The 24,795-nt window shown below is 45.7% G+C and carries 3 protein-coding genes; all 3 read right to left on the bottom strand.

The genetic code is table 11. The features are described from left to right. Positions 1 to 3: 3 nt before the first annotated feature. The 3 genes from ID12_RS06845 to ID12_RS06835 all read right to left on the bottom strand — a co-directional run bounded on the left by ID12_RS06845 (position 4) and on the right by ID12_RS06835 (position 24,782). Positions 4 to 10,146 carry a non-ribosomal peptide synthetase gene (locus ID12_RS06845; RefSeq protein ID WP_050826935.1) on the bottom strand — a complete coding sequence of 3,381 codons (10,143 nt, stop codon included), beginning with the start codon at positions 10,144 to 10,146 and terminating at the stop codon, positions 4 to 6. A gap of 62 nt (positions 10,147 to 10,208) precedes the next feature. Then, the gene (locus ID12_RS06840) at positions 10,209 to 14,042 is read right to left on the bottom strand and encodes a non-ribosomal peptide synthetase (protein ID WP_050826934.1); all 3,834 of its coding nucleotides are present in this window, start codon (positions 14,040 to 14,042) and stop codon (positions 10,209 to 10,211) included. A gap of 45 nt (positions 14,043 to 14,087) precedes the next feature. Next, complete coding sequence (locus tag ID12_RS06835) at positions 14,088 to 24,782, bottom strand: non-ribosomal peptide synthetase (RefSeq protein ID WP_050826933.1); 10,695 nt, start codon at positions 24,780 to 24,782, stop codon at positions 14,088 to 14,090. Between the last annotated feature and the right edge of the window lie 13 nt (positions 24,783 to 24,795).

Raw genomic sequence — 24,795 nt, 5'->3', positions numbered from 1 at the left:
CTCCTACATCCAATCCAAAATCTGAATCTTGCTTTCTTCCGACCAAACGCCGACATCCCCTGTCGGATAAAGGTATTCGCCTGTTTGATGTTTGAATGGATGCGGAATTTTATGCGCCTCCATCCAATCGGCTAGCTCTCCAAAAAGTGCTTTGATCTCTTTTGCGCCGATAAAAATATCTCCAGGAAATCCAACCGGCATGAGCTGATGTTCTTCATTCAGGACATATATTTCCGTTTCATAGGTAGAATCATGTACGCCTGCATATATTTCTTCTTGGTCTGGGTATAGCACGCTGACATGTGCGTTTTTCGCCCAATCACTGATCATCCGCTCTTTTTCCTCATTTGTCACAATTGTGAAGGAAGATAGCGGCGTATCCACTTGTTCTGTCATGGCTTCAAGTGTGTGAATCAGCTGCTGCATCAGCGTTTGTATTTGCTTTTCTGTATATTGATTTAAGTTGTATGTGATCCGAAGCTCCAGCGTATCTCCCGGCACTGCGACAAGGGTTAAGTCATAATTTGTTTCTTCATGACTGGCGATGTCTAAAATGCGTACGCCATACGGCTCAATGGACTCAATCGGATAGTTTTCAAACACGACAATGCTGTGAAACAATGCCTCTCCATTTGGAATTTCCGTCATCTGCTGAATATCTGGCAGTACGGTATACTCGTATTCTCTCATCTGAAAAACGGTTTCCTGTGTATGGGCGAGCAATCGTGCAATCGTCCAGTCCGAATGGATCGGTAAACGAAGCGGCAATGTGTTAATAAAGAGCCCTGTCATGCTTTCCACTTCTGGTAAGTCGGCTGGCCGGCCAGATACGGTCACCCCAAATATGACATCCTCTGCGCCCGAATGAAGGTGCAAGAGCAGTCCCCACGCTGATTGAATCAGTGTGCTCATCGTGACCTTCTGCTTGCCAGTCATCTTCTCCAGCTTCTGCTGCATCTCTGGCGTCAATTTGACGCTGGACTGCGCCATGCTTACTTCTTGGTCTAAAGCATGTTCTTCGCCGTCTCCTGGAAGCGGTGTCGCTTCCTCTACGCCTGACATATAACGCTGCCAGAATTCTTGCGCCTTCTCTTGATCCTGCTTTTGCAGCCATTCGATAAAATCTTTATATGGACGGACTGTAGAAAGACTGATCTCTCGTTCGTCCACAAGAGAGCGATAAAGCGCAAAGGATTCCTGAATAAAGCTGAACAAACTCCATCCATCGATTAAAATGTGATGAAAACTAAAGACAAACGTGCATCTTTCCTCATCACAACGGAATAAAGCAATCCGAATCAGCGGTTCATCTATATGGTCTAAATTGAAATCCTTTGAACGATCAGATACTAAAAAGTGTTCGATTGTCTCTTCTTGCTCCTCGTCACTCAGGTGGCGCACATCGTGCTGAGTGAGGTGGATGCTTCCTTCTGATTGAATGAACTGAACAGGCTCCTTCAGCCCTTCCCAAGCGAATTTTGTTCTCAAAATCGAATGACGTTCTACAAGAAGATTCCAAGCTTGTTCATAGGCATCGCCGTTTGTTAAGCCTTGGAGCGTCATATGCACCTGACCAAAATAAGCTTGTGAGGCTTGATCTAGCAGTGCATGAAACAGCATTCCTTGCTGCATTGGAGACAGCGGATACACATCGACTACATTGTCTGGAAGTTCATCTATTTGCTTTTGCGTGAGCTGAACCATCGGAAAATCAGATGGTGTAAAGCCGCCGCTCGTTTCAACACAATGCGTCAAGATGATCTCCATTTTTTCTTTAAAACGTTCAGGTAACAACCGCACCTCTTGATCTTGCAGCAGTTCTCGATTGATCATAAAATTCATCTGCAACTGACCATCTGTCACATATCCATACACATCGATCAAATGCTGTCTTTCTGCTTTCGGATCGTGAACATGTCCATTTCGTTCGTCTGCTATATACAGCTTGGCTTCGCCATCTGCCTGATCTAACTGACCAAGGTAATTAAAGCTCATCTGCGGCGTTACCGTTTTGAGTAAACGAGATTCTGTCATATATTGAAGCAAACCGTAGCCGATTCCCTTTTGCGGCACAGCTCGTAAGGTTTCTTTGACGTCTTTGATTTGTCTTGCAACATCGGTTTGTATAAAAGGAATAAAAATAGGATAAGAGCTTGTAAACCAGCCGACTGTCCGTGACAAATCCATCTGTTCAAATAAATCCTCGCGTCCATGCCCTTCTAACGTGATGAGCATTGGCTTTCCAATGGCTTGCGTGAGTCCTGATAACAGTAAATCGTTAATCTCTGTTCGGTATGCTTGTGAGGCCTGTCTAAGTAACCTATCTGTTTGTTCCTTTGTGAGCTGAACCGAAAGGATCTCTGCATGTTCTTCTATATTAGAAAGCGCAGGCAGTTGGAAAGGAGAACCTTCTTCCTCTTGATCCTTGATTTTTTGCCAAAAAGAGGCCTGCGCTTGTAATTGATCGGTTTGTGCATATTCATATAAGGAATCTGCCCACTGCTTATAGGAGGCGGTTTTTTTCGCAAATATGATGTCCTGCCCCGTAGCAAGCTGTTTCAATCCATTTAGTACATCTTCTTGTATCATGCGCCATGATATGCCATCCATGACGAGATGGTGTGCAGCAATAAAGAGCTCAGACGTGTCTTCACCTGTATGGAAAAGAATCGCTTTGATCACTTCTCCGCGCTGTAATGACAATGTTCCTTGACAGGCACTTGTCTCCAAGCGGATTTGTTCCCGTGCTTCCTCTTGAGACACATCCGTCACATCAAAGAATGTGACACAAGGTGTGACACCAGGCTCACGAATGGTTTGAATCCATGTGCCATCTGCCTCTTTTGTATATATAGCTCTCAGCATATCGTGATGATCGACCAGTTTTGAAAGAACCTGTGTTAACTGTTCATGTGGAACAGATCGCTTCATTTCAATATGCGCCGATAGATTCCAATAATCTTGATTGGTCATCGATTGCTCAAAGAACCATGATTGAATCGGGAGAAGACGAACCTCTCCTGTCACAGGTGATTGATCATAGACCGTAGAGACCTCTGCCTTTCTCATCGCTTGTGCGAGTTGTGAGATGGTCTGTTTTTCAAATACATCTCTCGGCTGGATGACGTAGCCTTCCTGTGCTAAGCGTGCCACCATTTGTATGACAATAATGGAATCTCCGCCAAGCTCAAAGTAGTTATCATGGACGCCAATAGAAGGAGCGCCTAGCAGCTGAGACCACACTTTTTCTAACACACGTTCTTCCTCAGTAGCTGCTCTATCAATGGCTGTTTCTACTTCTTCTTGTCTCCACTCTGGCGGCGGAAGACGCTTTTGGTCTACCTTTCCATTTGGCGTAAGCGGTAATTCATCCAGCTCTATTAATAGGCTTGGCACCATATAATCTGGCAGGATGTCTTTTAAGTTTTGGCGAATGTCTTGCGTGGTCATGCCGCCTTTTTGGACAAAATAACCGATCAATCGCTTATGACCACTCTCATGCTGATGCGGGATAACGGCACATTCTGTGATGTCATCAAATGTCAGCATAGCGGCTTCAATTTCTCCACATTCCACGCGGTGTCCGCGAATTTTCACTTGATGATCGATTCTTCCAAGACAGTCAATGATGCCATTTGACAGCCAGCGGCCCATATCGCCTGTTTTATATAAACGCGCTCCTTCTTGGAAAGGATGCGGGATAAATGATGATGCTGTTTTGTCTTCATCTCCAAGGTAACCAAGTGCTAGCCCTGTGCCGCCAACGTAAATTTCGCCGATGACACCTTGCGGAACTGGCTGCATTTGGTCATCTAATACATAAGCTTGTGAATAAGCAATAGGCTGTCCAATCGGGACCGTCGCCTGATCTTCTTCCAGTGCTCGAATGTGATGCACACAGGAGAATGTTGTATTCTCTGTTGGTCCATATCCATTTAAAAGCCCTTCAGGCAAATACGGTAGTGCTTTTCGGATATGAGCGGCTGATAAGGCATCTCCGCCGACCAATAATGCATGAAGTCCAGATAAAGCTTCTGGATGTTCTTCTGTTAAACGGTTGAACAGCGGCACAGTCAGGAACCCTGTTGTAATCTGATAAGTTTTTAGTGCTTCCGCTAATGTATCCATTGATAAAATGGTATTTCGATCCGTCAGTATGAGCCTTCCCCCGTTTAAAAGGGCTCCCCATATTTCATACGTAAAAGCATCAAAAGAGAAGCTGGCGATTTGTAAAATGCGCGTTTGTTCATCAAGGGTGACATAGTCTGTTTCACACACAAGCCGGACGACCGCTTGATGCGGGATCAGTACTCCTTTTGGCTGTCCAGTTGACCCCGATGTGTAATTGATATAAGCAAGTCCATCAGGTCTTAGTGCAGCGGGCATGACTTCTGCTTCTGGTAAAAATTCTTCATACCCTTGATCAAGACAAATGAGTTCCGTTTGATTGATGGATACTTTTTTCAGCCATTCATTTTTTGTCAGTAAAAGCTGAATACCTGTATCTCTCAGCATATAATCAATGCGGGCATCTGGATATTCAGGATCAATTGGCACATAAGCCCCGCCTGCTTTCACAATGGCCAGCACCCCAAGAATCATTTCAGGCGATCTGTCGATGAGCAGTCCAACTGGTTCATGCGGCGTCACGCCTCGCTGCTGCAAATAGGCTGCTAGACGATTGACTTTCTCGTGTAACTCCTGGTACGTCCACTCATCTCCTTGAAACTCAAGCGCCACTGCATGAGGTGTCTTTTTCACTTGCGCTTCAAATCGTTCCGTCATGAGTAGCGGACCTTTTGGTTGATCAGTCTTTCCGCTCCATTCATAGAGCAATTGATGCTTTTCTTTCTCTGGCAGGAAATTCACTTGTCTGATCGGCTGCGCTGGATTTTCACAAATTCCTTCAAGCAGGTGCTCGTAGTATGCGAGGAATCGCTCCATTGTGTCATCAGAAAACAAATCCGCATGATACTCAAGTTTTAACTGAAGACCTTCAGCTCCTTCAAACACAAACAGGGATAGATCAAATTTCGCTGTATCATTATCTTCAATGGCTAAAACCGACGTCGCCTCTCCCATTGGAGAAGCTTCAAGCGGTAGGTTTTGCAGAACAAACATGACCTGAAACAGTGGCTGCTTACTGCCGTCACGTACAATATTCAATTCATCAACCACCATCTCAAACGGCACATCCTGATGTGCATAAGCACCGACGGTTGTCTCCTTCACTCGCTCTAATAATTCCGTAAAGGCTGGATTCCCGCTATGGTCGATCTGAAGCGCCAATGTATTCACGAAAAATCCGATTAAATGCTCCATTTCCGTTCGATTTCTCCCAGCAATGACCGAGCCAATGACAAACTCGTCCTGTGAAGACAATCGATGTAATAGCGTAGAGAAAGCCGACAGCAAGGTCATATACAGTGTGCTGTCTGTTTTCTTAGATAGCTCATCAATCTTTTCAGACAGTGACTTCGACAGCTGATATGTTTTCGTCTTCCCTTTGTAGGATTGAACGGCCGGCCGCGGATGATCATACGGCAATACCAAATCTTCAACAGGTGCCGCAAATTGCTCCTTCCAATAGGCAAGCTGCTTACCTAGTGGTTCTCCTGTCAAATACTCCTTCTGCCACAGTGCGTAATCCGCATATTGAATAGGCAATGCCGGCAAGTGAGGCTCCCGCCCTTCGATCGCCGCTGTATACCACTCGGATAATTCTCTTGCAACAATGCCGATCGACCAGCCATCTGACACGATGTGGTGAATGGACATCAGCAAGATATGCTCTGCGGGTGAAAGTCGAATCAGCTTCACTCGAAAGAGCGCTTCGTGTTCTAATTGAAAAGGTGTGGATGCCTCTTCTTTCGCCCATTCAGCCGCTTTTTGTTCTTTCTCTTCCTGTGACGCTATGCCTGAAAGGTCCATCACCTCAAGCTCTGGAAGGGCCATCTGTTCATGAATGACCTGTACCGGTTCATCCCCGCTCATCGTAAAGGACGTTCTGAGCGATTCATGTCTTTCCACCATATGATGCAGACTTTCCTGAAGCACCTTGATATCTAAAGGCCCATTCATCCGAAACGAAATCGTATTATTGTATAATGGCAAATCCGGCTCTAATTGATAGAGGAACCACTGTCTTTGCTGGGCATAAGACATCGGAATTTCCTGACCCTTTTCCATTTTTCTCATCGGAATCACTTCATCTGCTTTGGCATTTGAATCGATCCAATCCGCTAATTCTCCGAGTCTCGTATGTTCAAACAACACAGCAAGCGGCACGTCAAACCCTGTTTTTTGTCTAACCGCAGACAGCATTTGCGTCGCCTTCAGCGAATGACCTCCTAGTAAAAAGAAATGATCGCCGCAGTTGACATCTGAGACACCGAGCAGCTCTGACCAAATGTGTGCGAGCAGTTTCTCCGTTTCTGTGTGAGGTGCTCTGTTGTCTGCATCCATTCCGCTTTCCTCTATTAATTCATGAAAATATGCCTCGTCTGGCGATCCATCTTCTGTTTCTTTCCAATATTCCTCAGGAAACAAATGCACGGCATATTCGCCAGATAGACGGGACTGTAAACACGTATGAATCGATTGATAAAGCCGCTCTTCCACCGCCTTTGTTTGATCAGTTTTGAAAAAGACGTAAAAGGTCTGCTCTGTTTGCATCTCCGCATCCGCATGGACCATCTCGTGAATCTCTTTCTTCGATCGATCCAATCCCGCATAAATGAGCGGAGCATCTGTCATCAGACATGCGAGCATCGTTTGGAAGCCTGCCTGCTTTGAAATTGGAAGATAACCTCTTTCTTTTAACATGCCTTTTATCATGGAGCCTTCACTCATGCCAATCTCGTCCCACATGCTGAAACTAAAGCAATATGGCTTCACTGTAGATGTCAGCTTCTGATAATGAGCAAACTGTTCCACGAACTCATTGGCAGCGCAATAGGCGCCGACAGTCATACCGCCCTTTAGCGTTCGGGCTGACGAGCTGGAAAGAAATAAAACATTCCTACGTTTGGAGGCAGCTTCATGAAGCGCAATCGTTCCATATACCTTTGCTTCGTACATGTCATTCAGAGACACAGATGTCATATCAGCAAGCAGTTCTTCTTGAATAATACCTGCGAAATGAATGATGCCATCCAGCCTTCGATTTCCGGCGACCTCATGTCTAGAGATGATTGCTTCTACCTCTTTTTCAGCCGTGATGTCTGCTTTCTCATAAAGAACCTTGCCGCCATGCACTTTTGCCTGCTTTTCTAGCAAAGACAATGTCTCTTGCTGGTCACTAGAAAGTGCCTCTCTCTCTTTCCTTCCAAGCAACACGAGATGTGCTTGATAAGATGTCAGCAGATGTTCACTGACTAAACGGCCAATTCCGCCTAGCCCGCCTGTTATGACATAAAGCCCAGATGATTCAAATGGCGGCTCTTCCCTTTTCTGTTCCTTTTCCAAATGAAGAGGTGCTAAAAAGGGAATATAACGAACACCTTGACGATAAGCAGCAACATGACGGTCTTGGTCATGTGTAAGTTCTGCCATCATCGCCATTGCATGGGAATGACTAGATACCGATTCTGCTAGAGAAAAATCAAGACATTGCACCTTGATAAACGGCCATTCATGCTGAACTGCTGTCATCAGTCCGGCTGTCGTTGCTTTTTCTACATCGTGGATATGATCCCCCGGCACATTCATCGCATGGGCTGAGACAAAAGTGATGGCCACCTGCTCCTCATAGACGGAAATGGCTTTTGTTAAAAATAATGCACTCATGCTGCCCGTTTTCTGCGCTTGTTTTGCCTTGGACACATAAAGCTTGTCTTCTTGGTTTGTATAGTTCCAAAGGTGAATGATGTGTTTCACCGAAACGCCATACGAACGGAGCGTCTCAAAGAGTTGTTCGTAGTCAGACGGCCGATTCGGGTGGATGATGAAGTGAGTGTGTGTGAGTTGTTTGAACGCTTGACCCGGTTCAACCGTAATGTATGTTTGTTCACTGTTTGCAAAAGATTTCAATTGATCTGCCAGTCCTAATGGATCTGCAAAGATCACAACGTCCCCTATGATCTGCTTGTCAGCTGCATCAAGTGGAGCAGGTATCCACTTCTTTTGATAACTCCAATCAGGCAAGGTATGTTCATTTTCAAGTCTCATGTCCATTTCCATGATCATTTCATCAAATTCGCCTTCTTGCCATCTTGTCTTGAGCTGTGCCCTTTCTATTTTTCCAGAGCTTGTTTTGGGAAATGCATGCTTCTGGACAGGAATGATGCGAGATGCAGACAAGCCCATTTTTGTTGCAATATGGGATTTAATGTGCTGACTTGCCCTCATAATATAAGCTGGCTCATACAGCTTCGGTGTAAAAAAGAGAATCAGTTCATCGGATGCAGAAGCCTCCATTCGGACGGAACAAGCAGCCACAAAGCTCGTTTCTACTCCCGGTACTTCCTCTGCTATGGCTTCAATTTCATAGTTGTGATAGTTTTTCCCGTTGATGATAATCATGTCTTTTTCTCTACCGGTTAGTGTCAGCCTTCCTTCGTGCAGGAAACCTAAATCACCCGTGTGAAACCAGCCATCCGCTTGAAATACTTCTTGATTCGCTTCGTCATTCCGGTAATAGCCCTTCATGGTGGTTGGACCTTTTATTTGCACACGGCCAATATGATCTTCTGGAAGAAGCTCATGCTGATGATTGACGATGCGTATCGTGATACCTGGAATCGGTTTGCCCAACTCTGTAAAGCTGACGGTTCCTGTCTCACGTGCTTCTGCTGGTCTTAGCTGCTCTGTCAGCGACGTTTCCTCAAAAGTCAGAACCCCGCTGTTTTCATCTCCACGCTCAATCGCAAAGGAAAACACAACCGCTGATGAGATTTCAGACATGCCAAAAGCCGGTCTGATCACATCTCCCTTTAAGCCGTGCGGAGCAAGCAGGTGTAGAAATCGGTGGATGGTTTTTGGCACGACCGCCTCTGCCCCATTGATCATGCAGGTCATCGCCGACAGATCCCAAGATCCTGATGAAATCTCTTTCTCATAATCATTGATCATCGCAAATGCAAAGTTAGGTGCCCACGTCTTCGTTGCACGGTAGCGGTCCATCCAGTCAAGCCACCGCAGCGGCTGAGCGATAAAGTCATCTGTTCTTGCCCGAATCTGCTCGCAGCCTGTGTACACATTGACAAGGTGGAACATCACGATGCCACCAATATGATCTAAAGGCATCCAGTCTAACGAGACATCCTCTTGTGTAAATTGATTTGCTGCCACTGTTCCTTTGACGTTCGCCAGCACACTTCTATGGGAATGCTCTACACACTTTGGCATCCCTGTACTTCCAGACGTTAAGATAAAGAAGACGGAATCATCTGGCGCGGCAGGGTGAGCGGCTGTATCTCTTTCTAATGTCAGCATCGGCTCAACTGCTGCGACACGTAATTGGTCTGTATGCCACAGTAAGGCTAACCCTTGCACCTCCTCGATCAGTGAGTCATCTGTTAGGATGAGCGGATGCTCGAGCAGCTTCCAAGCGTGATGAAGCTTCTTCACTGCAGCATTCATCTCCCGATAGGTTGGGGCAGCCGACACAAGCGTTGGAACAAATCCGCCTAATACACATGCCCAAAAGGCAGTGACCATGGCATGATTCGATGAGAATTGAAAGAAAACAGGATCGCCTGCCTTAAGCCCCAGTGCCCTTAAACCAGTCAGAACCCTCTCGGCGTCCCCTTGTAACTGCGCATAAGATTGTGTGAGTTCGTTCTTGCTATTCACGATATACGTAAGCCCATTTGTCGTTTTTGCAGCCTCTGTTAAGACTTCCTGTAAGGTCTGTGCGCCTTGTGTGACGTCGAGATCCCCTCCATAGGAAAGAGCGGGCGGCATATCGGCCAAAGCAGGTACAGCCTTTTGCGTCTGTATCGCTTCCGCTGCGGCCTCCTGCTCAATGTGCTTGTCGAGAAATAAATGAGAGAGGTGATACGGCCGCGGTCGAATGGTTTTTTCACGTGAAAAAACAGCGAAGCGTTCGATTTCGTTGGTTTGTAAAATGGTTGTCTTTACATCTTGTAAAATCGCATCCATTGATTCATGTCTACTCGTTTGGTTAATGGTTGATGGTTTCATATGAGTTCCTTTCCTTTTTTGTTAGGCAGGACTGCAAGGCTGCATCCTGCCTAATCTAAAGTTTACAAGACTCGTTCTCTATTTGTTTGATTGACAATATGTTTGATCAGCTTTGCATTTTGAGCTGCACATTCTTTCTGTTTGAACATATCAGCATGCCGGCCATAGCCTTGGTATTGGGTAAAAGATCCGGCCGTTGCCTGTGTCCACTCTTCCATCCAGTCCGGGATCGCTATTTGTTCTTCAGATTGGATGAACGTAATATCTGCCTGTATTTTGCCTTGATTCACCCCCTTAACAAACGTTTCATAGTAGGCGCGCGTCTTTTGGGCAAGCGCTTCTTGAACGATCTCCCCTTGAGCAAGCTCGCTTTGTTTCGTTTGATGAACAATCGCTTCAATATCATCATCAATGGATCGTCCTTCTAAATCACTTTCTCCAATTTTCTTATAGGAATCGATCATGATGACCTTCTCGACTGTCCGTCCTACTTGTTCAAGCGCTTGAACAAGCTCAAAGGCGAGGTAACATCCGCCTGAGTACCCCATCAACGTCAGCGGCCCTTTTGGCTGAAGGTGCTGAATATGCTGAACGTACTGCGCCATTCGGTTATTCGTTTCAATAAAATCAAAAGCGACTAGCCGAACATCATCAAGCGTTTTTGCTGCTTCCTGATAGATAAAGCCGTAGCCTGGTAATGGCGGAAGAGCAAAGACTGTTGATGTTTGAGATTCATTGAATACAAGATAGCCAGCGGTTTCCCCGTCCTGATGCTGAATATAATGACTAAGTGCTTCAATCGTCGGGGTCTCAAACAACAAATGGATCGGCACCTGAACCTCAAACTCTTTTGATACTTTGGACAAAAGAGACATCGCTTTTAAAGAATGTCCGCCAAGCTCAAAGAAATGGTCATCTGTGCTAATATCCTCTCGTTCAAGTACTTCCCGCCACATTACCAGCAGCTTTTGTTCCACTTCATTTGCGGGCAGTTTCACACGGCGGTTTCCTTGCGGTGCCTCTGGTTTTGGTAGCTGGCGTTTATCAACCTTCCCGTTTGGCGTAAGTGGGAGGTTCTCCAGTTCAATCAGCTCATGAGGCAGCATATAAGCTGGAAGACGCTCTTTCAGCCTTGATTTGATGTCATCGAGTTTCCCTTTCCATGCATCATCACACGTGATATAGGCAAGCAGCCTTGTATGATTGGTTTCATCATGATCCGCTAGGAGTACAGCTTGTTTTACACCTTGATGCATGAGAAGGTTGGCTTCAATTTCTGTCAGTTCAATTCGGTGTCCTCGAATTTTTACCTGATCATCAACTCTGCCTGCATACTCAATCAGACCGTCTTCTCGAAAGTAAGCTAAATCCCCCGTGCGATACAGGCGCTCACCCGCAGCGAATGGATGGGCGATAAAGACTTGTTTTGTCAGATCAGGACGATTCAAATACCCTTTTGCCAGTCCTTTGCCGCTCAGACAAAGCTCTCCAACCATTCCAATCGGCTGAAGCTGTCTGTGCTCACTCAATATATAAGCGCCCGTCTGGTTGAGCGGCTTCCCAATTGGAATAGAACGTGCCTCTAAAGGGATCGCTTCATCTATCGGATAATATGTGGCAAAAACCGTTGATTCGGTTGGTCCGTATACATTCAACAATCTGCCTTTTCCCATCACATCAAAGGCTTTTCTCACATGCTGAACCGATGCCCTCTCTCCCCCAAACAGCACCTTACGCACACCGCGCATCCAGTCTGTTCCTTCATCAACGAGAAGATGGAATAAAGCGGTTGGGACAAACATGACAGAAATATGCTCTCCTTTTATCAGCTCAGTGAGCTTCCCCATATCTAAAATGGTTTCTTTTTGCGGCAAGACAAGCTTTGCTCCGTTTAAAAGCGCACCATATACATCAAATGTAAAGCCATCAAATACGCTATTTGATAACGACAGCAATGTATCTGTTTCTAAAATGGTTAAGTAATTCGTATTTTTGACCACCCGGGCAATATTGGAATGGGTCGTCATGATGCCTTTTGGCTGTCCGGTTGTTCCAGATGTATACATGATGTATGCCGTATCATTTAAACCAGCTTCAAGTGGCAGATTCTCTGAGCTCATCAGTAAAATTTCTTGATCATCTGCAAAAAGATACGTGCCATCAAATGCGAGTGACCTCGTCTGACTGATAAAGGATGAATGAGTCAGAAGATGCGTCGCTCCGCTGTCTTTCAGCATATATTGGATACGGCTTTCTGGATAATCTGGATCAATCGGCACATAGGTGGCACCTGCTTTTAAGACAGAGAGTAAGCTGACAATGAGTTCAGGTGTCCGCTCTGCTAAAATGGCGGTCACCGTTTGATGACCCACCCCATTTTTTTGTAAATGCCTTGCCAGTCGATTGGCTTGTTCGTTCAGCTCCGCATATGTCATCGTGTGATCACCTGCTGATAATGCCACTGCATTCGGCTGTTTTCGGACATTATGCTCAAACCACTTTGTCAAATAAAGCTGATCATGCTCCAGCTCAGGTGCATTCCATTCCTCTAACATTCGCTGCTTTTCCTGCTTTGTCACAAGTGTCAGTGTATGAACTGACTGATCTGGATGTTTGATGGCCCCTTTGATCAAAAGGGTCAGCTGATCCTTTAATTTACGGACAAATGCAGGATCAAATGCACGCTGATTAAAGGCCAGCTTCAGCTGCAATTGTTCCCCGGGCGACGCCAGTAAATTGAGATCATAGTTCGATTTTTCATAGACATTCATGTCTTCTACTGTAAAGCCAAGCAGTGACTCCTGCTCGTCTTTCTTTGCAGCAGGGACATTCTCAAACACCACAATATGATCAATGAGCTGCTGCTGACCTGCCTTAGCCTGAATATCATAAATCGGGATATATTGGTGCGGTTCAGCCGCTAAAGACTGCTGCTGCGTTTCTGATAATAGAGAACGGAACGTCATTTGGTCTGTCAGCTGAATTCGTCTTGGAATGACATTGATGAACAACCCCACCATCCGGTCCACACCAGCTAAATCTGCCGGACGTCCTGACACAACCGTTCCAAACAACACATCGTTTGAGCGCTGATACCTGCTTAGTAAAATGGACCAAGCCGATTGAAGCGCACTGCTTAACGTGGCATTCTGCTGCAAGGCTAACTCTGATAAAGCAGCAGTTTCTTCTTTACTCATGGCCCATTCGATTTCGCCTAATTCATGCTCATTTGTTTGCTTTCGCTGTTCTTTAAAAGTCGACTGCCCCTCAAAACCAGCCAAAGATTGCGTCCAATATTCAAGTGAGGCTTGTTTATCTTGTTTTTCCAGCCATTGAATATATTCTTTATATGGCTTGACTGGCTCCAGCCTATAAGGGATGTCATGCAAAAGTGCATGATAAATCGCAAACAATTCCTGCACAACTAGGCCAAAACACCAGCCATCTAGAAGGATATGGTGATAGCTCCATATCCAGCGATAGCTTGAAGGACCCGTTTGAAAAACAGAGGCCCGCATGAGCAGATCCTTCGAGAGATCAAATCCTCTCAGCTGATCCTTTTGTTTAAAACGATCAATACGTTCAAGCTGTTCACTTTCAGAAAGATCCTGTATGTCCACAACATCAAGCTGGAAAGGTCGATTTTTTAATACAACTTGGACAGGACGCTTCACTTTTTCGTGGAGGAACACGGTACGAAAAATATCGTACCGTTCCACAATGATATTCATGCTTTTCTCAAGCAAATCATGCCGAAGTGTGCCCTTCACGTTCATATCCATTTGTTCTACATAAAAGCCTTTTTCTTGATGATGGAGGGTATGAAACAGCATTCCTTCTTGCATCGGTGACAGATAGTACATATCTTGAACTTGATCCCTTTTAAATTGACTCATCTATTTCATTCCTCCTTCCCCTTTTTCATGACTGATCTAGTGGTGTTAGGTCAATTTCTCCTCAAGCATGTCAAAGATATCGTCCATTTCATCCATTTCAAGGTCTGCAGCCGAGAAGTCACTTGGTGTAAATTCTCGCTCTTGATGCGCTAAGCAATGGGTGATGATGGATCTGATCTTCTCCTTCAACAATGCGATGAACTGCTGTATCGTTTGTTCTTCATATTCACTTGCACAATATGAGCACGACAGAATGAATTGATTGTGCTGAACAAGACCGCTGAGGTTCAGCTTATAAACAGCTTCAGATTCAGGGCTTGCTTGACGGCCCATATCATAGGTTGAGGGCCCAAAGAGTTCTGTCGTCACTTCCTGATCAATCTGCCCGAGATAGTTCAAGCTGATTTCAGGCTGCACGTGTTTGACTGACGGTTCGGATGGTGTCATGTATCTTAAAATACCGTAACCAATCCCTTTATTCGGTACACGCCGCAGCATCTCTTTCGTTCCTTTGATAGCGTCTGCAATGGTCTGATTCGGTTTCGCTTCAAGAACGACTGGATACATGCTCGTAAACCAGCCAACTGTGCGGGATATATCTAATCCTGATAAAATGTCCTCTCTTCCATGACCTTCAAGCTGTACATGTACATGAGATTGACCTGTCCATTCCTGAACGGCCAGCCCAAGCGCACATAGAAGAATATCATTCATTTCTGTTGTGTACGGAAGATGGATATTCGTTAACAGATGCTCGGTTTCTGCTTCTGTCAGCTGCATTTTGACCGCTTTCGTATCCGCGACTTTTCTTTCTTTTACTTCATGGTCAACAGGTAAAGTCGTAAACGGTCTATTTTCAATCGCTGCCCAATACTCCTTCTGGTTTTTTAGCAGCTGTGACTGCGCATATCGTTCAATCGCTTCTGCCCATTCTTTGAAAGAGTGCGTTTTTGGCGGCAGAACCATCGTTTCTCCTTTTTCTGCCTGATGATAAAGAGACATAAAGTCTTCTAGTAAAATCCGGCAAGAAACGCCGTCAATCACAAGATGATGTGTGATGATGAGTAAGTGATCACCGTTTTCTGTATGGAAACAAATCACTTTCATCAATGGACCCTTTTCAAGATTCAGTTGACGCTGATACTCATTGGCGTATGTGGAAATCGCCTGTTTCACATCTTGCGCTTTTGAAACATCACAAGAAATAATTGAAAATGGTTCTGTCAACTCCCGCTGATTGTATTGCAGCATGTCATCATGCTCCTGTCTGAACACCATGCGCAGTGCATCATGATGTGAGAGCAGTTTTTGCAGAACTTGTTCTGTGACAGCCAAGTCAAACCCTTTTGGTGCATGAAGCATCATTGAGAGATTCCAGTGGTGCTGGTGATCAAAGTTCCGTTCAAAGAACCAGCGCTGAATCGGTGTTAAAATGACCTCTCCTTCCACAGCTGACTGATCAGCTGTGAGAAGGTCCGCTTCTTCGATATATGGGCGAAGCTCCGCAATCGTTGGGTATTGGAAAAGCAGTTTCATATCGAGCTTCCAGCCTTCTTGCGTGAGTCTGCTTGCCATCTGGATGCCTTTAATCGAATCTCCGCCAAGGAAGAAGAAGTGGTCGTGAATACCAACTTGGCTGACGCCAAGTACATCTTCCCAAATGCCGCAAAGTAGTGCTTCCACTTCATCTCTTGGGGCTTCGTATGCTGTTTGATTCGCTTCCACATCAGGTGCTGGCAGTGCTTTGAGATCCACTTTGCCATTTGCCGTCATTGGCAGTTGGTCTAGCTTGATGATCCATGATGGCACCATATATTCAGGCAAGATGCGCTTTAAGCTTTCTTTCAGCGCAGCCGTTTCTGCATCTGTAATGACGTAAGCGACAAGAGCGTCTTGATCACTTGCGTCTTTGACCGTTGTCACGACGGCTTCTTTCACTTCATTTAGCGCAAGGAGCTGCGCTTCAATTTCTGATAGCTCAATACGGAATCCGCGGATGCTCACTTGATGGTCTTTTCTACCGAGATAGATCAGTTCGCCATCCTCTGTCCACTTCACCAAATCACCTGTACGGTACATGCGCTCTCCTGGATAAAATGGATCTGGGACAAACCGTTTGTCCGTTTCCTCTGGTAGATTCCAGTAGCCTCTTGCCAGTCCTTTCCCTGCAATCACGAGCTCACCCGGTACGCCTTGCGGCGAGAGATCATATAACGAACCCATAATGTAAAAACGAGTATTGGCAATCGCTGTTCCGATAGGAAGCGTGCCTTGATCTGGATCAATGATCCCGCTTGTCGCCACGACCGTATTTTCTGTTGGGCCGTAGTTATTCACGAGTTTGTATGGAACGGGCTTCACCTGTTTCAGCTTGTCCCCGCCTGTCAGTAAGTAACGGAGAGAATGATTGTCCATCGACATAAACTGCTCACATAGCTGTGTTGGCAGAAACGCAATGGTAATGCCTTCGTCATTGAAATACGTATTGAGCTTGATCATATCGAGGCGAATCGCTTCATCGATGATATGGAGCTCTGCGCCGGCGATCCACGTCGGGAACATCTCCCAAATGGAGGCATCAAAGCCAAAGCCGGCATATTTGGCGGTTCGGTCTTGTTTCGTCACCTGGAAAGCATCATTGTGCCAAAAAGCAAGATTGACAAGAGACTGATGCTCGACCATGACACCCTTCGGCTGTCCAGTCGTTCCAGATGTGTAAATCATATAAGCGAGATCCGTTGGTTTGACAGGAACCTGAATCTCGTGCGCTTCTCCTTCTACTGCCTCTTCTATGAAGAGGGTATGACCTGTGAAAGAAGGTGGTGCAGTGAGCTCTTTCTGAATCAGAAGGACCTCTGCCCCGCAATCTTCCAGCATGTAGGCAATGCGCTGCGCTGGATAATCGGCATCAATCGGCACGAATGCCGCACCTGCCTTGAGCACACCGAGAACAGCGGCTGTCATCTCGAGCGATGGACGCGTGAGAATGCCGATGCGGTCTCCCGGTTTTGTGCCGGTGGAAATGAGTCTTGCGGCGACTGTATTCGCCCGGTTGTTCAGTTCTTCATACGTCCAGCTTGTGCCGCAGAAAGTTGCGGCTTTTTGATGAGGTACTTCTTGTGACTTCGCCTCAATCAATGTATGAACCGTTTGATCTGTCGGGACATCTAGGACAGGTCCGGACCATTCATCAAGCAGATGTCGCTCTTCTTCTTTTGTTAAGATGGAGATGGTCGAGATCGACTGATTCAATTTCGCAAGCATTTCGTCTATGATTCGCTCAAAATATTGACTCCATCGCTGAATGGTACTCTTTTTAAATAGTGCCGCTGCATATTCAAAGCGCAAGCCCATTTGATCTTGTTCCTCAAAGATGCCGAGCGTTAAATCAAACTTTGCCTGAACGGCTTCTTGCTGTCTGTGTGAAAGCGTAAGTCCATTCAAATTCGGTAACGTCAGATCACGCTCATCCGTTGTCATCATGACACTAAACAACGGGTTGCGGCTCGTGTCTTTCGGAAGGTCTAACTGCGCGACCAAATCCTCAAACGGGAATCCTTGATGTTCATAAGCTGATAGATTGTGATCTTTTATTTTTTCTAGCAGATGCTCTGCAGTTTCTTCTAACTGAACGTCATGTCGAAGGGCCAGTGTATTCACAAACATGCCCGGAATCCGTTCGATTGACGCATGTGTACGTCCAGCCGTTACAGCCCCTATGACGATGTCATGCTGCCCAGTCAATTTATGAAGGAGAATGGCAAAGGCCGTTTGCATCACCATGTTCAAACTCACATTTTTTTCAGCCATGAGCGCTTTGACATGCTGCGCCTTTTCAGCAGACAGCCATCTATCAATCCGGTCTCCTGCAAATGACTGCACGCTAGGCCGCGGGAAATCAAGCGGAAGTGCTAAGTCTTCTGGCGGCTGTGCATATTGCTCCAGCCAATACTGCCGCTGTTTTTCAAGTGCTACTTGCTGCTCTTCCTCTTGCTGCCATACCGCATAATCCTTGTAGTGCAACTGAACTGGCGGTAACGTCTTATGCTCATACAACTTCGCTAATTCTTGAATGAGCAGACTGCGTGTCACCCCGTCTGCGATGATATGGTGCATATTCATCATGAACACATATTTGTCATCAGACAGCTTTGCCACTTTCGCTCTCATTAGAGGTGCTTGATGTAATGAGAATGGTGTCATGAAGTTGTCTACGACGGATTGTACCTGATCGCTTTCTACTTCAACCATCTGTAACGTAAACGGCACACGGCGATAAATTTTCTGGACGGGACTGCCGTCAATTTCAACAAAGGCTGTCCGCAATGACTCATGTCTATCAATTAAAGCTTGAATCGCTCCTTCTAGCTGCTTCAGATCAAGGTTTCCTTCCATCATGAAAACGGCTGGCATATGGTAGGTGACGGATTCTGGATGTAGCTGCTGTAATACGTACATTCGCTTTTGTGCGGAAGAGACTGGATAGAAATCTTGCTTTTTCGCTGGCTGAATCGATGTGACGAGCGAAGCATCAGCTTCTTCCAAATAGGCAGCTATCTCCCGTATTGTTGGCTTTTCAAAAAGAACCTTGAGTGGTACATGCTGATTCAGTTTGGCTTGGATTTTCGAAATGAGCACCATGCCTTTCAGAGAATGCCCGCCTAATTCAAAGAAATGGTCATCAATGCCGACTTTTTCAATCTCAAGAACATCTGACCAAATATCACAAAGCGTCTGCTCAAGCGCCGTTTCTGGTGCTGCATGTGCCGTGCGATTCATATGTGCCTCATGAGGAAGCGGCAGAGATTTTGCATCTACTTTTCCGTTTTGCGTCAGCGGCATATGATCCACTTTGACAAAATAAGTAGGAATCATGTAATCCGGCAGTGTCTCTGAAAGCTTTTCTCTAAATGTCAACGTTCCAATGTGATCAGGTGCTGTATAATATAACGCCAGCTCCGGTAAACGAGATGTGTTGATCACTTTGACATACACTTTTTGAATGGTTAAAAGGGCACGTGCGGCATGCTCAATTTCTTGTTTCTCAATTCGATAACCGCGAATTTTCACTTGATCGTCTACTCTTCCAAGGAATTCAATCTCCCCATTTGCATGCTGTCTGACCAAATCTCCAGTCCGATACATCCGCTCTTGAGGGAAATAAGGATTTTCAAGAAAACGCTCTGCTGTTAATTCAGGCTGATTCAAATAACCTTTTGAAACACCATCACCTGAAATGTAGAGCTCACCCGGTGCGCCATAAGGGACAAGGCGCTGCTCACGATTGCATACGAGCGCTCTTGTATGAGCAATAGGCTTTCCGATGATAGAACGCTCCTTTAAAGCATCCAGCTCATGCGGTGTCATTAGCTTGCTCACTGTACCAATCGTTGTTTCTGTCGGACCGTAATGGTTCATTACTGCCACGCATGGATGCTGCTTCATAAATGTTTCAACATCTTCAGAGACAATCGGTTCTCCTCCCAATACCACAAGCCGTAAAGCGTCAAATGTATATCCCTTTGAATCTGCCATCATATGAAATAAGGATGGTGTCATTTTGATATAAGTCAGCTCTTGTTCATCAATAAAACGCATGAGACGTACAGGGTCTGTATACACGTCTTCACGAGGAATATAGAGTGTCCCGCCTGCTTTTAGAACCGGGAAAATGCTTGTGTAACCAAGGTCGTATGCATAAGAAGACAGGAGTGCTGTTCGATCGCATTCTTGTAAAGTCACTTCATGTGTCAACCAATTGACGTAGTGTGATAGATTACGATGCGTGAGCTGTACACCCTTTGGCTTCCCTGTTGTTCCAGATGTGTAAATCACATAAGCCAGTTGATCAACCGATACGTCCGGCAGGTCTAGAGAATCGTTTCGTTGGACGGCTTTCTCCACATGTACGACCTGAATCGACTTGAGATGCTGATAGGAATCGCCAAGAGACTCATTTGCCACGATGACTTTTGCCCCTGAATCTTTTAGTGTGTAACGAATACGTTCCGCAGGAAAAGCTGGATCAATTGGTACAAATGCACCGCCCGCTTTCATTACACCTAGCATCGAGACAATGACATAGACAGACCGATCAAGAATAAGCGCGACTGTGCTTTCTTTCTCTACGCCTTGCATCTTCAGCTCACTGCAAAGAGCATTGGACATGTGATCTAGTTCACGGTAGGTCAGCTTCCTTTCACCATCCATCACCGCAATGGCATCAGGCGTTTCCATGGCTTGACGTGAAAATTGCACATGGTACGGCTCATGTTGACCTGTTTGTTCTCCGTCCCTTTTCTCCAGCCGCTCCATTTGCTCATGCTGATCCAAGAGATTGAGCAAGCCAATTTGTTCATTCGGATGCTGGACCGCCTCACGAATAATCGCAAGCAGATGTGTTCCGAACCGGCGGATGGTTTCCTCTTTAAATAATGCCGTTGCATAGTCTAGGCTTAGTTTTATTTCTCCCTCACGTTCAAATGCTTCTAGAGACAGATCAAATTTGACGGATCGGTGCTGCATCGCATAAGGCGAAATGTTCAGATCGCCGAGCTTTAGTGCAGGAACATCCATGTTCTGCATATTAAACGAAACACTAAAGAGCGGGCTTCGGGTTGTATCACGATCAAGCGGCAGACGCGCGATTAACTCTTCGAGCGGATAGCTTTGATGTGCAAAAGCATCTACACTCGTTTCTTTTATTTCTTCAAGCAGCTGTAAAAATGACTTTGTTTGTTCCGGTTTCCCGCGCATCGCAATGGTATTGATGAACATCCCTGGCATGTCCTGAATATCTGGATGTGTTCGCCCCGCAACAGGAGATCCGACAATGATATCTTCCTGTCCGCTGTAGGATGCGAGCAGCACTTGAAATGCAGATAACAAGAACATGTACAGCGTCGTATCTGTTTTCTTGAGCAGCTCATGAATACGCTGAGTCGTCGCTTGATCACAGCCAAACATCACCCGTTCTCCAGAAAAATCACGTTCCACTGGACGCGGGTAGTCTGTCGGCAAATCTAAAACCGGTACATCTCCATCGAATTGTTTCAGCCAATACGCTTCATGCGCACGCTGTTTCTCTGTTTCTTCTTCACTTAACTGCCAGACAGCGTAATCTTTATAATGAATGGCTCTTTCTGCAAGTGCCTCTCCATCATAGGCTTTCGCCAAATCCTGAATGAACGTCTTCATGGAACTGCCATCTGTAATCAGGTGATGTGCTTCCAGAACTAAAAGATGACGGTCGTCACTCACTTTGAGCAACTGTGCCCGCAGGAGGGGAGCGGCTGTCAAATCAAACGGCGCCTGACGTTCAGCAAGAAATGCCTCGGCCTCTTCTTCCTTTACATCATGGACAGGGAGATCAAATACCGCTCGTTCATGTACCCTTTGGACGATGTTCTCGCCTTTCATATGAAAACTCGTTCTTAAGATTTCATGCGTTTGAATCAATTCATCAAATGCTGAGGTGAGTCGCTGATGATCGAGCGTACCTTCAAGCGTTAAGACGATCGGAATATGATAGTTCGTACTCTTAGGTTCAAGTGTTTGTAAAATGTATAAGCGCCGCTGAGCTGGCGACACTGGATAGTCCTCCGCCTTCGCTGCCGGTAAGATCGGATGTCCTTGTTCTTCTTGACCGTCCTGGTCAATGTATGACGCAAGCGATCGAACCGTTGGCTTTTCGAATATCACTTGAATCGGAACTTCCTTTTGGAACACTTCTTGGATTTTGGCTGACATCATCATTGCTTTGAGTGAATGTCCGCCAGTCATGAAGAAATGCTCATCTATTCCCACCGCTTTCCCAAGCAGTTCCTCCCAAATTTGAGCAAGCGCCTTTTCCGTCTCGGTTTCAGGTGGAATGATCCTGATTTCTTCACGATCAGCTTCGTCAGGCGTTGGTAAAGCTTTTCGATCAACCTTTCCGTTTGCGGTAAGCGGAAAAGCATCTAGCTTCATGACGTGATGAGGTATCATATATGCTGGCAGTGCTTGATTGAATAGAGCCCGCACCTCTTCTTCTCTGATCGTTCCCGTATAGTAAGCGGTCATTTCTTTTTCTTCTGAAGGAGACGCATGGATGAGCACAACCGCATCATCGATCCCTGTCTCTTGTTGAAGAATCGTTTCAATTTCACCGAGTTCAATACGGAAGCCGCGGATTTTCACTTGATCATCTGTCCGTCCGAGGAATTCGATTTGACCATTTGAACCGTACCTAGCCAAATCTCCTGTTCGATACAAACGCCCTTCTGCCTTGAAAGGATCAGCGATAAATACTTGCTCTGTTAATTCTGGACGATGGAGATATCCTCTTGAGACACCGTCTCCGCCGACATACAGCTCTCCTGGCGCACCAATTGGCTGAAGTCTTTGATTGTCATCTAAAATGTAAGCGGACGAATGATTGATCGGCTGACCAATTGGAATCGTGCCCGTTTCATCCCCTCTCACCTCATAAATGGTTGAGATGGTGGTGTTTTCTGTTGGGCCATACGCATTCAGTAAAACAAGTGATGGATGATGTTTCTTCACAAGCTCTGCACTTTTCACATTGATCACATCACCGCCTGTGATCAATTTGGACAATCCTTTAAACATATGCGGTCGCTGCTGAGCGAGTTGATTAAACAAACCTGTCGTTAAAAAGAGCGCCGAGATTTGATTCGTTTGGATAAAGCGTTCAAACCGGTTGATGTCCAATAACGTGTCACGGTCAACAGGATAAAGCGTTGCACCGTTCAGCAATGTGGTGAAAATTTCAAAGGTAATGGCATCAAAGCTGACTGCTCCTGTATGTGCCATACGATCCGACTTGTTCAAGCCCAGTGTCTCCTGAGAACAAGCCAATCTGACAATATGCTGATGCTCAATTTGAACACCTTTTGGCCGGCCGGTTGACCCCGACGTGTACATGATATACGCCAATTGCGAAGGAGAGGTCTCGACTTCGAATGGTCCGTTGGAATGATTCGATATGTCCGACACACGAATGGCTTGGATGCTTTCATGAACTGGCGGCTGGCTATCCGCATAGAGCAAAACGGATGCACCGCTGTCTTCAAGCATAAAGCGGATTCTCTCCTCTGGCTGGGCTGGATCAATTGGTACATAAGCAGCTCCTGCTTGAAGAACCGCTAAAATGGCGATCACTGCTTCAGCAGATCGATTCATATACACTGCGACGGCATCTTCTTGTTTCACTCCGCTATCAATCAAATGTCCCGCAACACGATGGATTTCTTGGCCGAGTTCTTCATAGGTGAATGCCCGCTCTCCTTCGACTAACGCCAGATGGTCTGGCTGCGTTTGAATGCGTTCTTTCAGAAGCTCAGGAATAGACAGATGCTTTGGATAATCTCGTTCTGTCTTGTTCCATGCTTCAATCTGCTGTTTTTCTTCTTCAGTGATACACGTCACGTCATGAAGGCGAACTTCCGGATTCTCGATGATCTGCTTCATGAGGTTGGTCAAGTGTTTCGATATTTTTTCAATGATCTCTTCTTCAAAAGCCACCGCATTGTATTTGATTTTCAATGTCCATGTTTCACCTGGATATACGAGGACATTTAGATCGAAATTCGTTTGTTCAAATCCGTCTTTTACATCAATGGAAAACCCTAGACGTTCCGACATGGTGTCACCAGATAGCTCTTGATCTAAAGGATAGTTCTCAAACCCGACCAAGTGATCGAAGAGTTGTCCTCCTGCAGCTGCCTGTTGCTGAATGTCATAAAGCGGCATAAAATCATAGTTTTCCGCTTCCAGCGCATGCTGCTGAACTTTTTGAAACAGCTGTTTGAAGGTGTCTTCCTGATTCATTTCTACCCTGACCGGTATTGTATTGATAAAAAGCCCTGCCATCTGTTCTATCCCAGCCACACTTGGCGGCCTGCCAGATACGACTGTTCCGAAAGTGACATCATTTGCCGCATGGTAAGTGCCTAAAAGAACCGACCAAACAGCTTGGAATAGATTTGGTGCTGTCACTTGGCAATTCCTTGCGATCTCTTGAATGCTGCTGACCATTTCAGCATCCCATGTGAACGTCCATTCCTGATGGTCATATTGTCCGTTCGCTTCTTTTTGCTGCAAAAGCCCTTGATGCTGAATCGCACCGTCTAAGCGATCCTTCCAATAGCCTTCCGCTGCTTGTTGATTTTGCTTGCCAAGCCACTGGATATAATCTGCATAAGGTTTTCCTTGTGAGCGATCCGGCGTTTTGCCGTTCCGATAAGATTCGTAGTAATGAAACAATTTTTTCATCAAAACTCCCATGGACCAACCATCCATGATGATGTGATGGTTGCTCCAAATGAGATGCCAGTTTGTTTCATTCAGTTGAAAAACAGCGACCTTCAATAACAAATCATTCGTTAAATGGAAGCCTTGTTTTCTCACTTGCTTTTTATATTGATCTAGTACCTTTTGCTGTTCCTGATGGTTCAGGTGAGATAGATTCTCTCTATACACATCTAGATTGCGCTCTGCCAGTACAACCTGTCGAGGCTTCTGTAATTGCTGATAGACAAAGGCTGTACGGAGAATGTCATATGTGCCGATGAGCTCATTGAGACTTTTTTCAAAAAGATCGAGATCAAACTTCCCTCTTATTCCAAGCTCCAGCTGTGTGAAATAAGAGGACGAATTAGGATCTAGCATGGCATGATATAACATGCCTTCTTGCATTGGTGTTAAAGGATATACCTTTTGAATCTTCTGTTTGCTCATAGTCCACCTCTTC

This window comes from Bacillus altitudinis (genome assembly GCF_001191605.1).
Taxonomy (GTDB): domain Bacteria; phylum Bacillota; class Bacilli; order Bacillales; family Bacillaceae; genus Bacillus; species Bacillus altitudinis.
Note: the sequence above shows the minus strand (reverse complement) of the source record. Positions and strands in the feature narration are given on the sequence as shown.